This is a genomic window from Leptospira barantonii, from assembly GCF_002811925.1.
GTDB lineage: Bacteria > Spirochaetota > Leptospiria > Leptospirales > Leptospiraceae > Leptospira > Leptospira barantonii.
Window position 1 is genome coordinate 612884 of record NZ_NPDS01000001.1, and the last position, 13420, is coordinate 626303.

The following is a 13420-nucleotide window of genomic DNA, read 5'->3' on the forward strand; positions in this document are numbered from 1 at the left end:
AATCGTTTTCGTTTCACTTCGCGTAACATTCGAAAAATAAAATCGAACTATTAAACGAGGTGAAAATGAAAAAGTTTTTTTCGGTTCTCGTTCTCTTTACGGTTCTTTCCCTAAACGCTTCCGAAATCAATAAAACGTTATGGAAGAATCTTGCGATCGACGGTTATGATCCGGTGGCGTATTTCACTTTGGGAAGACCGGTTGAGGGTAAAACGGAATTTTCATTTCGTTGGAAGGACGCGGATTGGAGATTTTCCTCCGCTGAAAATCTAAAACTCTTTCGTGAACATCCGGAACAATACGCCCCTCAGTTCGGCGGTTATTGCGCTTACGGAATCGCGATGGGTGAAAAGGTAAACATCGATCCGAATCAATGGAAGATCGTGGACGGAAAGTTGTATCTCAACTACGATCACGACGTCCAAGTTCTTTGGGAAAAGGACACTTCCGGTTGGATTCGAAAAGCTCGGGAAAAATGGGACGCGATTAAACTAAAATAAAAAACGGAACCGGAGTTCTTCTTTGTCCTATTTGTGTCCGTTTTCGTTCAAATCGTTCCCGTAAAACTATGTCTTCTGTTTAAATTTTCGATTTTAGGATGACAGGATAAAAAACATCTTCATTCTACTCCAGAATTAAGGAGAACAGGGAACGGATGTCCAGCCTGCTTGATTTATTTAAAAGGAAGAACGACAAATCGATTCGTTGGGAAGAATTGCCGAATCTGCATTCCGATTCGGAAGACCCCGATTTATTAATCCGAAGTTTGATTTCGGAAAAACTTTCGCTCGGAATTCGCGAAGTCGTTTTTTGCCTTCCCGGAAAAGAGGCGGAGTCCCTCAAAAAATCCAATGATTTTTTAAAACTCGTGCGGGATCTGAAACAAGGCGGTTTTACGATCTCTTCCGCGGACAGCGATAAGATTCTTTCCGGTACGGGAGAATCCTCCGAAAAGTTTTTTCAATTTTTGAGGAATCGTTCGCACAATAGTTCGTGTCTTGTTTGGACTCGTCACGGGGTCGCGTCCGAAATCGAATCACAATATCATGATTTTCTAAAGCACCCTCATCCGATTCACGGACATGAATTCGAGCCGTTTCGTCCTTCAAGGTTTACGATCCGCGTAAAACTTCTCTCCATCGTTTCCGCGATCATCATGATCAGCATGAGTTTGATGATTACGATGGCCACGTATTTTTTTAGAATGTACAGCGAGATTCTCATCCAGGAATACAATCTTTCTTTGGCGAGAATGACCGGTCTTCAACTGAGCGGACAATTGAAGGAAACAACGCGTAAGATTCAGGACTTCCGCCCGGCAGAATCCGAAAAATTCTTTCGAGCCAACTCGAACGCGGTCGCCTACGTACGTTTTCGTTCGAAACCCGGAGACTCGGTTCGTGAAATCAGTTCCTTGTTTTGGAATTTGAAGTTTCTAAAAAACAATTCCGTTTCGGGTGTTCCCGATCCTGAAACTCTGAAAGCCGCTCTTGAAAAAGCGTCTTCTCGTTTATCCGGTGCATTAGAAGTATTGAATGTTTCTTCCGAGTTCGGTTTTCCGGCCGTTGCGGTTTTGCTTCCGGTCGAAAACGGAACCGAAATTTCGGGTTTGGTTTTTTCCGCCACGGAATTTTTGGATTCCTTTCTTGCGGTAAGACAAACCGACTTCTTTCAGATGTCCGTGGTCGATTCTTCCGGAAATCTGATCGCACATTCCAACGATAAGGAGGCGATTTCGGGTAAGGATTATAAAAAACATCCGCTTGTGGAGAATATGCTCCGTAGCCCTTCCGATAACGGATCACAACGTTTCGATTTCGAAGGCAGAGAAGTGTTGGGTTCCTATCAACAATTGGAAGTGGGGGGCCTGGGAATCATTTCCACGTTAGACGCCGATCTCGCCTTCGAAGCCGTTTACAAAATCAGAAGACAGAATCTTCTCATCATGATCTCGGTGTTGTCCGTCGCTTTTTTCGTCGTGTTCGTGTTTTCCAGAACTCTTACGATTCCGATCATTCAACTTCTTTCCGCTACGAGAAAGGTCGAACAGGGAAATTATCACGTAGATATACGAGCGACCACACACGACGAGGTCGGGGTTCTCACCAATTCGTTCTTAAGAATGGCCAGAGGACTTGAAGAAAGGGAAAAAATCAAAAGCACTTTCGGTAAGTTCGTAAACAAGGAGATCGCCGAACGCGCGTTATCTTCCGATCTCAAACTGGGCGGAGAAAACCGGGAAGTCACGGTATTCTTTTCCGATTTGAGAAACTTCACCGGGATGTCCGAGAAAATGAAACCGGAAGAGGTGGTCGAATTTTTAAATCAATACTTCACCGAAATGGTGGAATGTATTCATCTTACGCAAGGAATCGTGGATAAGTTTATCGGAGACGCGGTTATGGCGCATTGGGGCGCGCTCGTCTACGACGGAAACGAACCGAAAAACGCGATCAACGCCGCCCTGTTAATGCGAAGAGCCTTGATCGAGTTCAACCGAAAGGGACACGAAATCGGAAGACCGTTTACCCGTTTCGGTTGCGGAATCAACTCGGGTCCCGTGATCGTGGGGCAGATCGGTTCCGAAAAAAAATTGGAATTCACCGTGATCGGCGACACGGTCAATCTCGCTTCCAGAATCGAATACTTAAACAAAGAATTCGGAACGGACATTCTGATTTCCGAAACTACTTATCAACAAGGAAAGGATCATTTTAACTTCGTGGAACTTCCTCCCGTTTGGATTCGGGGAAAGGAAAAGCCGCAGTCCATCTACGCGGTGTTAGGTTGGAAAGACGATCAGGATTGTCCTAAGTCCTTGGAAGAATTGCGCGTGTTGTGCGGAATTCCGGATCCCGAATCGCCTTCTCGGTCCTTGGCATGAATCTATATTCTGAATTTCGAAAGGAAATTCATGTGGGAGCCTTATCTCTCCTCGCACTCACGGCTTCTCTTTTTCTTTTTTGGAGAGAAGGCGCCGCGGATTTCGGAGAGGGGAGAAAAGAAACCGTAGGAAACATCACGTTCAAATACAAAACCGCGCAGAGAAAATTCTCGGATAGAATGATCTGGCAGGACGTGGAACAGAACTTTCCGATCTTCAATCACGACTCGGTGAGAACGGACGAACTTTCGGAAGCCGTGGTCACACTAACTTCGGGAACCAAGTTCGAATTGGATCCGAGATCCATGATCGTAATCAATCTTAAGGAAGAAGAGGAACTCATCGAATTGGAAGAGGGTTCCGTGCGGGTTCAATCGGGCAAGTCCGTAAGTTTGATTTCCGCTAAGAATACTCTGAAGTCCTCCAACGAACCGAGCCTGTTTCGTATAACGCGTGAGTCCACCGGAGAAAATCTTGTCGAACTCGCCAAAGGAAAACTAAAATGGATGGGCTCCGACCAATCGGGCGGAGAAATACAGGAAGGCCAAAAGGCGAAAATCACGGACTACGTTTCGATTCCCGTTAAGGAAGAATGGAAACTGATCGAACCGGAAGACAATCACAGGATTTTTCCGGAAACCGGAGAAGCGAAGATCGGATTCAGATGGAAATCGGATCCGAATTCTCAAGTCGGATTATTGGAAATTTCGTTAAACCGAAGTTTTAATCCGATCATTCTCAAAAAAGAATTTAAGGGAGAATTTTCGGACGCGAATCTTCCCGAAGGGATCTACTACTGGAGACTCGTTTCCATCGATAAGAAAAAGATCTCCGATGTTCGCAAGTTTAGAATTCTTCCCAATCCTCCGGTCACATTACTCTTTCCTTTGAAGAATACGAGCTTGGAAGGAACTTCTTTACAATCCTTTCGTTGGAAACCTTCCCGATTGGCGACCGGTTATATTCTTGAAATTTCCGAATCGGCCGATTTTAAATCGGGTTTAAGACAACTTACGGTTTTTAAAACTTCGATATCGCTTCCTTTGTCCGGCGGAAAATATCATTGGAGAGTGAAGTCGTTCTCCAATTTACCCGGAACTGAATCCGTTTCCGAGGCCCGATCCTTTCAGGTGGAAAAAACGGAGATCGCACAAACGAACGTCGAGCCGGAAAATTCTTCCCTTGCTAATGCGACATCGCCGAAAGCGGAGGAAAACGTTCCGGCCTCCAACGTTGCGGCAAACGGCGGGGCTAATACGACTTCCGTTAATACGAACGGTATAAAAAACGAAAAGGAAAATTCTTCAATTCCCACCCTCGTGTTTCCGATCAAAGGAAGAACCGTGGATATGACGGGACAGAATTCGATCGTGTTCCGATGGAAACACAGTGCGAACTCCAAGAACGAAAAATGGAGTCTAAATCTTTACGGGGCCGGAGGGGAATCCATTCTCAAACGGTCCGTTAACGGAGAATCTTTTCGGCTTACCGATCTGAGCGTGTTGGACGTGGGAAAATTCTCCTGGACATTGGTCCAAGAAGGGAACGAAACAAATCAAACCAAAGCGGATTTTAAAATCGTATTGAGAGAAGACTTGGCCGCGCCAGAAACGAAAACGAGCGGCAAAAAAGGGGAATAGACGATTGAAATCTTTAGCGGGAAAAATTCTACTTCTGCTTTGCTTGTTTATTAGCTATTCTGCATATTCGGAAGATAAAAAATACACCTTTTACATAGAATGGAACGAGGTGAAGGGAAACAACGGATATAAGGTGGAAGTTCGCAAAACGTCGACTCCCGAAACTCTTTTCGCGGAGGAAAAGGTGGTCACGAACAGCTTGGAATTCCTGATTCCTGCGGGAGAATACGAGTTTAGAATTTCGGCTCTCAATCGTTTCGGAAAACCTTCTTCGTGGAGCCAATGGTCTTCGTTTCTTGTGGAACACGATCGACCCAAAAGCGTTTATGAAGCGGAGAAAAAACAGGCGGTGACCGGAGTTTCCACTTGGAAAGTCTGGGTTCCGGGTTTGCTTCCGATCGAAAGAAAGGAATACAAAAAAGCTTCTTTGATTTTTTTATGGTTCGGTGCGCTCGCGGTTGCGGGTAACGCGGAAAGAATGGCGGGGAATTCGCTTTCTCAATCCTCCTCGAACGATCCCGCGTTTTTAACGTTAGCCGCCTTGACGACTCCTCTTCCCGTATCCTTTTATCTGATTCATCAAAGGGACGAGGATAAAAAAGAATACAAAAACCATCAAAATAATCAAGTGGGAATAGGCGTCTTAGCCCTTTTGAGTTACGGCTTGAACGTGTGGTTGGAAAAACGTTCTTTTCAATCCACCACCGTTTTGATAGAATCAAAATCGGAAGGACTATCCAGATGGAATCAGCCGAACATACAACCGAATTCTTTTCTTTCCCTGGGAAGAATCGAACTCAGTTTTCGAAAGGAGTTCGAGTGATTCGAAATAATATTCTGAAATTCGTATATTCTATTTTTCTACTTTTATTTTTCGGGACCGGGTGTTCGGTTCCGTTTCCCGGCGATACTTCCGGCGTTTTGCTTCTCGCCCTTTTGAATTCGAATGCAAGCAATGGCGGCGGTGGGACGACCGATCCGGTTCTTTCATATAAGTTTCTTTTTGTGACGAACGGGACCACATCCGGGCAATTGGGAGGAGGAACTCGAACCGGTGGAGATAGTATTTGCGCGAACGAAAAGAACAACAATTTTGCTTCTTTACCGGGAACTGGAACCGATTATAAGGCTTTGATCGTAACGAACGTCGGGCCGACACGCATTGCCTGCACGACGGCTTATTGTACGAACCCGGCTGAAAATTCCAATTGGGTTCTTTCGCCGAATCAAGCCTATTATAAAGGCACCACCGCATCTCCCGTAAAAGTGTTTACTACGAACTCGGCGGGGATTGTCGTTTTCCCCACACCCGGACTATTGACCAATATAGACCCCAGCGCCGGTGTGTTATGGTGGACCGGCTTGAGCACCGATTGGACGGTCAGTACGACTGAGATTTGCAACAATTGGTCGGATGGAACAGGTGGATCGAATGGAGCTTATGGCATGGGGAATGCGACGAATGACACTTCCATTTCCTTTTTCTCCGAAGCGTGCAACCTTTCGAAGCGGCTCGTTTGTGTTCGGCAATGACTTCGTTTTAATAAATGCTTTGATACGCGCTCTTATATCGGATCTTTCGAAATCGTTTTCGCAATTCGATAGAGTTCGTTTTCGTTCGGGCCGTATAAATTCCACTGAATCACATCCGCTCCTAGAAAACGTTTCCATCTCCAGTCCAAATCGGATGTCGATCTCCGAGGCGCGTGATTTTCTATGTTTGCTAATCCGGCTTCGTCTAACGTGTTTTTTTCGGTGATCGAAAACCACCAAAGAAGAATCGGTTTTGCACCGGACGGACTTTTGAGTTGTCCTCGGCTGATCCCGTTGTCGGCGCCTTGTTCCGTAAACGAGAATCCCACAGCTTCGAAGCAGATTCTCGGGTCGTGACCGGTGCCGACCGCGAACAATTCCCTTTTTAAAATCAGATAATTCTCACCCGAAACATACACCGCGATCCGAGGATCTTTTAAGGTGGAATCCGCATCCAATTGAAACGTATTGATCTGCGCCGGCCAAGAATGGGTTTTGATCGGAATCAATCGGTTTGAAAACAAGAAGCCGATCGTCAACAAAGGAAGAATCAGCCAAAGAATTTTCGAAGGAGAACGCAAAACTACATTCGAAAAATTGAATTCTTTTTGATCTCGATTCGGAAAAATCAAAGAAAGAATTGCGAGAGGGACAACAACTCCGCAGACAAAAAGAATCACTCCGATGAATTCGTGTCTCCAAGTTCCCGCGGGAATCTGAAACAAAACTAAAAAACAAATTCGGCAAAGATTGGAAAAAAACCAAAGAGGAAGAAGCGCAAACCCGATCACGGTTGCACCGCTCCGATCGGATCGAAGCGCAAACGCGGCTCCGATGAGAATCGATGCGAGCCCCATCTTCATTCCTTCACAAACACGATCCACCAGGAACCATTCTCCGTGAAATAGGATTTGATTGCCGACCGCGATCGAACCCTTGTCCACAAGTTGAATGAATTGAACGGCGATTTCAGTCACGATCAAACGAAGTTTGTAACCCACGAACAAAGAACCGAAACCGGTGATCGGCGGAATGGCAAAGATCAAAAACGGAGCGGGCCATGCGAATCGAATTCCTCCGAGATGAATCACGGAAATGATATTCCAAAAAGAGCCGATCCATACAAGACTGAGTCTTTGGAATGCGATTCCGAAAATCACGAATAGAGTTCCCGGCAAAAAAGTAAGAATCGTTTTTTTAAAATTGGAAATCGTTTCCGGTTCCGTTCGAGATCGTATAAAAAGAGGAAGAAACAAAACCGGATACAATTCAAAAACGGAACGCGCGCTCAAAAGATCCTGTCCGACTCTGATCATCGGAATCAGACAGACGATCGAAAGAAATCCGATCGAAAAAAGCGCGCGACTCCTTGTGTTCGCATCCGAAGTAGTAAGAGTCGTCGTCATGGTCTTTGATTGTTAAGCGAATTGCCTTCTTGTTTTCCAATAGAAGAGCGCGCCGAAAAGGATACAAACGATCAACAACCATTCTTCCGGTTCGGGAACGGAACCAGGAGCTTCCAACTTACTTTGACCGAGTGCGGATGAGTTCGCGTTGATTCCAAAACGTTTGTAGTCGTGTTCCGTTTCCAAAACGATCAACGTAGAAACGGGAGAAACCACCATCGCGTCCTTTGCCAAATCCACAAGGTCCGCGTTATCCAAATCACGATCGAAAAAACGTTTTCCCAGTTGTTTCATGATCTTTCTTTGAATCGACATTCGGATCAAAAGATCGGAACCGGGTCGCGGGTCCTCGGCCTTGTTAGATCGTTGTAATGTGAGTTCGGAATAGGGAAGCGCGATTTCGTTTTCGTCGTCCACGGGAACGTTGATACTTTTGTTTTTTAGAATATTATAAAGTTCTTCTTCGTTTTCCGCAACGGAAACCATCTGGTTCAGATCGATCAGGCTCGCCACGTATTCGGAATGTTTTCCGTTTAGAACTGCGATCTTTACGGGTTCCGATCTTTTTGCGGAGGCGAGTTGAATTCCCTCAAAACGATTCGAGTTTCTGAGTTCTCCTAATGGAATCGATTGAGTTTCACCGGCGGTGATCCAAAGAGGATTTTTCCCCGAAACCCTGGAAGTCAAAAGTTCCTCCAAGTGCAAAGGAAAAAGATTGAACGATGGAATTTCACATTCGTCCAGATAACGAATCGCCTTTTCGACGTCCGTCGCCTGAAACCATTCGTTCGTAAGGATCGTAACCGGAATTCCGAAAGAATAAATCTTACGAACCGCGTTCTTCCATTCCGATCTTGAAAGCGCGGAATTTAATGCGACAACGATCCTGTCCGGCTCGAACCGGGACGTATGTTTTTTTAGAGGAGACACGTTATACGTCATACCCGCGGCCGAGATCGTTCCCGAAGGAACCGTGGACGGAAAGGAAAAGGACCAACCTCTAAAACCGCTACTTCCGGTCCATTGACGAACTTGGGAATCGGAAACGATCTTTTCTTTGAGGGAAATCCCGGAGGAATCCAACTCGATCGGAGCCTTTGAAAACAAATCCACGTTCACCGTTTGATCTGCAAAATCGGAAATAGGTCCTTCGAAACGAATTCTTTCGTAGACGAGTTTGTTTTTGTCCGCCTTGAGCGGGGAGACGATACCGATTCTCACCATTCTATAGTTTCCGGGATCGACCGGAAAAATTTTTAGACGAAGTCGATTGCCGTCCAACCATTCCACGTAAGAAGGATCCCTCCGTTCCGTTCCCACGATCGTCCGATACGCGTTATGCGCCTTTGAACGAAATGTAAGTCTTGCCGGTCTTTCTTCGCCGTCGATCCAAAGAGAAAGTTTCGTGCAGATACTTCCCTCGGGAACCGTGATCGTATAGATCGCTTCTTCCGGAGAGGCAAACGCCGAACCGAAACCGATCCAAGGTCGATTCGAGGAAGAATTTTCGTTATAAACGGAGAGGGTGGTTTCCGTATAAGACACTCTAAGTTCCGGATGAATCTGCACGTGTGAATTTATATCCGTCGTAATCAAAGAGTTCCCTCTCCACAATCGTTCCAAATGAGCGTGCGATTTTCCGAAAAGAAGATGTAACATTTTTCCCGCGTCCTCTCCCGAAATTCTTTCGGATCGAGTTCTAAACATAGAAACGAATCCCTGCGACGCGAAATACGCAAGCGGATCGAACTGAGTCTGAGCGGCGAACAAACCGAGTTGAGATCCCCGATCGGGTTGAAGAACCATTTCCGTAACGTGATTCACTCTCAGACGGGAAGCCTTTTGAACCCAATCCGGTAAGTCCGCATCGATTCGGTTGTTTCCTTGGATCGTTTCCGGTTTGGAAAGAATATGTTCCGCGTGGTTCCACTGAACGAAATAATATGCAGAATAACTAATGAATAAAATCGCGGTTCCAAAAATCAAACCCGTTGAAATTTTTTTGAGCTTATCGTCCAGGGAAGAATGGATCTTAAAAATCGCCTGACCGAACGCGGTGATCGCAAACAAAGGACCGTAGGGAAGAAACCCCAAACCCGCCATCCATACCAGAGCCCAACTGAAAATCATCAAAGGCGCCAAAACCAAAGCGAACGACGTGGAAACGAACACTCCCAAAATCAGAATCGGTTGGAAGAAAGGCAACACGATCGAAGGAATTTTATCCATAAAAAAGGATAACGCGAGAATCGAAAACGAAATCCAAAGAACCCAAACCGTTCTTTCCGTAAACGGAGGAAACACTTCGTGGTTGAGAACGTAAGAATTCGTGGAAAAACAAATCGCGGAAATGATCAGAGTGAATATTAGAAAAGGTTTATAGTTCGGAAACAGGGAATAGATCAACAAAGAGAACAAAAATAAGAATAGGATCGCGAGCCCGCCAAAAAAAACGAAAACCATAAACTCGGACGAACCCGCTTGTCTTATGCCGAGTTCCAAGATTGCGTAGGCTACGATGCCCAGCGCGGCGATTGCTCCGATCAAGGAAAGAAACCAAATCCAAGCGGGCGCGACGAATGTGAAAAGATTCACGTTCCTCAAAAAGTAGTTTTGAATCTTGTTTTGTGGGCTCATAGTTCTTTCATTCTTCCTTTGTTGGAGATATCAGGAATGTATCCTAAAAATCCGAGCTCGTCTTCCTCTTGAGTGTTTTCAACAAAGCACTCAGGTGCTTGACCTTCGGAGTTCGTATATAAGAGATACGCCTTGTGTTTGCGAACGAGGTCAGGTTTTCTTGCCTTTATCGAAAAAGAAAAGAATAAAAAGAACGCCGCTTGGAACGAAATCCAAACGGCGCGGAACGATCGACGGGAATCGCCGATCCATGCATTCGTTTTTGTATATCGTTTAAGCGAAAATTATCGGATCACTTTTGCGATTTTGCTTTCGCGAATCAAACGATAGATTGCGTAACCGCCAGGAATCATCGGTAAAACCGCGGTGCACATTCCGGAAAAGTAATATACTCCCGTGGTTTTGATATAATAGTTCGGCATGTTCGCCACGAGCGTTCCCTTGATCACCTGATCGACATTCGCAAGATTTCCGGGTTCGATAGCCGGAGGAATCAACGGGAAGATGAAGTGTGTGAACTCCGCGAAACCGGGACCGATGAAAATAAACCAAGCGACGAAGCCCGCGATTCTTACCTTGTAAAACAGTCCCAATGTGGTTAACGTGTAGATGATCGGACCGACCATCATAAAAATCAGCATAAAACCGCTTTCGGTCCAGGGAATGTTAAACAATCGGCTCATGGCAGGACCGAAGCCGCTGAAAAATTCCTCGACTAAGTGAACCTGTAAACCCGCAACCGTTAAAACGAACAGGGGAAGAATCAACTTGGGTTCGATTGGATTCCAAAGATAGGTTCGATACCAGAGGATAAATCCGATGGTTCCTGAACCGCCGATGATGATGAGCGGAGGTATTCCGATGGTGCGATAGCACATAACGCATCCAAAAATAAGAACCGAGAGGGCTACTCCCGCGATTAAAAAACCGATTTTCTTTTCATGATTCATAGTTTGTCTCCTTCATTCTTGGAAAGAATCGAGGTTGGATAGATTTGTTTCGATTTGCTTCAATGTCTCGAGAGTGATTCGTAGATGTTCGGGTGAAATTCCTTTCGCCGCATTCGACATCAGTTCTTTTGCGATCGGGATCAACCGATCTTTCAGCTTTTTTCCTTTTGCGGAAAGATGTACGTGATTGACTCGTTTGTCTTCCGTCGAAGATTTTCTTTGAATCAATCCGTCCTCTTCCATCTTACTCAAAAAACGGGTCACTGTCGTTTTGTCTTTGATCGTCTTTTGCGATATTTCGTTTTGGGTGAGGCCGTCGTTTTCCCAAAGTCGGTTTAATATGATCCATTCTTCCGGTGTGATCGAATGACCTTGTTCGTTAAACCGACGTCGTAAATCCTGTCTCATCGCGATTCCACAACGATTGACTCTATATCCCAAAGTGTTTTCTATTTGGAACTCGCTCATATATGTAGTTGTATTATACAACTATTTGGGGGCGAGGTCAAATTCTTTTATCGAGTTTTTTAAACCGAAATGGAAATTTTTATTAAGTGTCACTCACCTAGAAGGGGCTCGAGGTGAGTCGTTTGTTAGGATTCGATCAGGCCCGCGCGAATCGCATACATCACAAGATCGGCTACCTTATGAAGATCCAATTTTTTCATGATATTCGCACGGTGAACCTTAACGGTTGCCGGAGAAATTCTCAGGATCTTTCCGATCGATTCGTTTGAATTTCCTTCCGCTACGAGTTTTAAAATTTCCCGTTCGCGATCCGAAAGAACGGAGAACGCTTTTTTAGCGTCTTGATTTTCTTCTCCCGGTTTACCACCCACAAAGCCGGATAAGAAATGAGCCGTGATGCCCGGACTCAAATACGTTTCCCCTTTGTGAACCGCTTCGATCGCACGCAGTAGATCGTTGCCCGCGTCGTCTTTCAAAACATAACCGTTGATCCCGAGTTCCAATAGTTTCTGAACGTATTCTTTGTTGTCGTGACGGGAAAGAATGATGGTGCGAATGGTCGGATAATACTTTCTCAGATTTTTTACGAGATCGATTCCACTCAGACCCGGCATGGAAATATCGGTGATCACCAAGTCGGGATTCAGTTTGCCGATTTGATCGAGCGCCTTTTCCGCGTCTCCCGATTCTCCGCAAATTTCAAAACCGGTTTGTCCGGATAAAATCATCTTAAGCCCTTCTCTAAGAATGGCGTGGTCATCAACTAAGAATATTTTCGTCACAGCAGGTTTCATATTTTTTTGGTGGATGTTGTTTTGTTTTTTTCCAAAGGAATTCGGATGATGAACTTAGTACCTTTTCCGGCGGAAGAATCAATCTTAAATTTTCCGTTTAAATCTTCCACTCTTCTTCGGATATTTTCAAGTCCAAAACCGGAAGACCTCGCTCTTACCTTTCTTTCCTGAAAACCGATTCCGTCGTCCTTTGCGTCCAAGGATAACTGCCTTCCTTTGACGTGGATCTTCAAAGAAATCTTTCTCGCTTGAGAATGTTTGATCGCGTTCTGAAAGATTTCTTGGACGATTCTAAAAACCTGATTGGCGATCGTCTGTTGAAGATCCGGTTTTAGGTTGAGGTCCAAATCAGCGATCACATCGGTTGGAGGAAACAAGTCGGAACTCAACGCTCGGATCGCGGCTTCCAAACCGATTTCCCGCAAAGTGGAAGGGTGAAGATTCGTATAAATGTCTCGAAGCTCCTGACTCGCCTTGTCGATCAACAAAAGCCCCGTATCAAACTGAGCCTCGTAGATCTTAGGATTTCTGCTATAGGCTTGAAAGTTGAGTTTGGCCGCGAGAATGGTTTGTCCAACGCCGTCGTGGAGTTCCCGCGAAAGTCGAATTCTTTCCTCTTCTTGAGACTGTAGGAGCTTTGTGTGAAGGTTGGCGATTTTCCTTTCCAACCTTTTGTTTTCGGTGATGTTCTTGAGAATGATTCCCGTACTTTCTCCGAAACGAAACACCGAATAACCGTAATAGATCTTTTGTTTTCTGAATTCTTGGTTTTGAACCTTTCCTCTTTTGGAAAGATTGATATTGGATTCCATTTCTTCCTGATCGACCGGGTTGAGACCGAAGATCCGAAACAGATTCTTCCCCATTAAATTGCGGGAACTCCCTCCGAATTCCTTACGAAAGGATTCGTTTGCAAAAAGAATCGTTTGTTTGTCGTCGATTGCGACGATCGGAGAAATTTCCTTCAATAGATTTAGAAAGAATTTGGGTGAAAGACCCGATTCTAAGATTGCCGGAGAGGAAGGAAGTTTTCGATTCTTAGGTTTTAGTTCCCGCATAAGAGGTTAAAACAATCTCATGCGCCGCTAAGAAAGAAAAGAAAAAAAGA

General features: G+C 45.2%; 11 protein-coding genes. 5 read left to right on the top strand and 6 right to left on the bottom strand.

Going from position 1 to position 13420, the window contains the following annotated elements; all coding sequences use genetic code 11:
- Window positions 1-65 precede the first annotated feature (65 nt).
- The 5 genes from CH367_RS03045 to CH367_RS03065 all read left to right on the top strand — a co-directional run bounded on the left by CH367_RS03045 (window position 66) and on the right by CH367_RS03065 (window position 6057).
- The gene (locus tag CH367_RS03045) at window positions 66-500 is read left to right on the top strand and encodes a YHS domain-containing (seleno)protein (RefSeq protein WP_100760998.1); all 435 of its coding nucleotides are present in this window, start codon (window positions 66-68) and stop codon (window positions 498-500) included.
- Between the two features lie 155 nt (window positions 501-655).
- Complete coding sequence (locus CH367_RS03050; protein WP_100760999.1) at window positions 656-2884, top strand: adenylate/guanylate cyclase domain-containing protein; 2229 nt, start codon at window positions 656-658, stop codon at window positions 2882-2884.
- A complete protein-coding gene (locus CH367_RS03055; RefSeq protein ID WP_100761000.1) occupies window positions 2881-4524 on the top strand; it encodes a hypothetical protein in 1644 nt (547 codons plus the stop codon). The genes CH367_RS03050 and CH367_RS03055 overlap by 4 nt, the downstream gene beginning before the upstream one ends.
- 4 nt (window positions 4525-4528) lie before the next feature.
- Window positions 4529-5347 carry a fibronectin type III domain-containing protein gene (locus CH367_RS03060; protein WP_100761001.1) on the top strand — a complete coding sequence of 273 codons (819 nt, stop codon included), beginning with the start codon at window positions 4529-4531 and terminating at the stop codon, window positions 5345-5347.
- Window positions 5344-6057 carry a DUF1554 domain-containing protein gene (locus tag CH367_RS03065; protein WP_244284452.1) on the top strand — a complete coding sequence of 238 codons (714 nt, stop codon included), beginning with the start codon at window positions 5344-5346 and terminating at the stop codon, window positions 6055-6057. The genes CH367_RS03060 and CH367_RS03065 overlap by 4 nt, the downstream gene beginning before the upstream one ends.
- A gap of 32 nt (window positions 6058-6089) precedes the next feature.
- Here CH367_RS03065 and xrtN read toward each other — a convergent pair whose 3' ends face one another.
- The 6 genes from xrtN to CH367_RS03095 form a co-directional block, all read right to left on the bottom strand.
- Window positions 6090-7463, bottom strand: coding sequence for an exosortase N (gene xrtN / locus CH367_RS03070; RefSeq protein WP_100761003.1), 1374 nt, complete (start codon window positions 7461-7463; stop codon window positions 6090-6092).
- A 12-nt stretch (window positions 7464-7475) separates the two neighbouring features.
- The gene (locus tag CH367_RS03075; RefSeq protein ID WP_100761004.1) at window positions 7476-10100 is read right to left on the bottom strand and encodes an XrtN system VIT domain-containing protein; all 2625 of its coding nucleotides are present in this window, start codon (window positions 10098-10100) and stop codon (window positions 7476-7478) included.
- Between the two features lie 284 nt (window positions 10101-10384).
- Window positions 10385-11050, bottom strand: coding sequence for a hypothetical protein (locus tag CH367_RS03080; protein WP_100761005.1), 666 nt, complete (start codon window positions 11048-11050; stop codon window positions 10385-10387).
- A 12-nt stretch (window positions 11051-11062) separates the two neighbouring features.
- Entirely contained in the window at window positions 11063-11518 is a 456-nt protein-coding gene (locus tag CH367_RS03085; protein WP_100761006.1) for a MarR family winged helix-turn-helix transcriptional regulator, read from the bottom strand.
- Window positions 11519-11643: 125 nt separating this feature from the next.
- Window positions 11644-12312: a response regulator gene (locus CH367_RS03090; protein WP_100761007.1), complete on the bottom strand. Its 669-nt coding sequence runs from the start codon at window positions 12310-12312 to the stop codon at window positions 11644-11646.
- Window positions 12309-13370: a sensor histidine kinase gene (locus CH367_RS03095; protein WP_100761008.1), complete on the bottom strand. Its 1062-nt coding sequence runs from the start codon at window positions 13368-13370 to the stop codon at window positions 12309-12311. Before CH367_RS03095 ends, CH367_RS03090 begins: the two co-directional genes overlap by 4 nt.
- Window positions 13371-13420 lie beyond the last annotated feature (50 nt).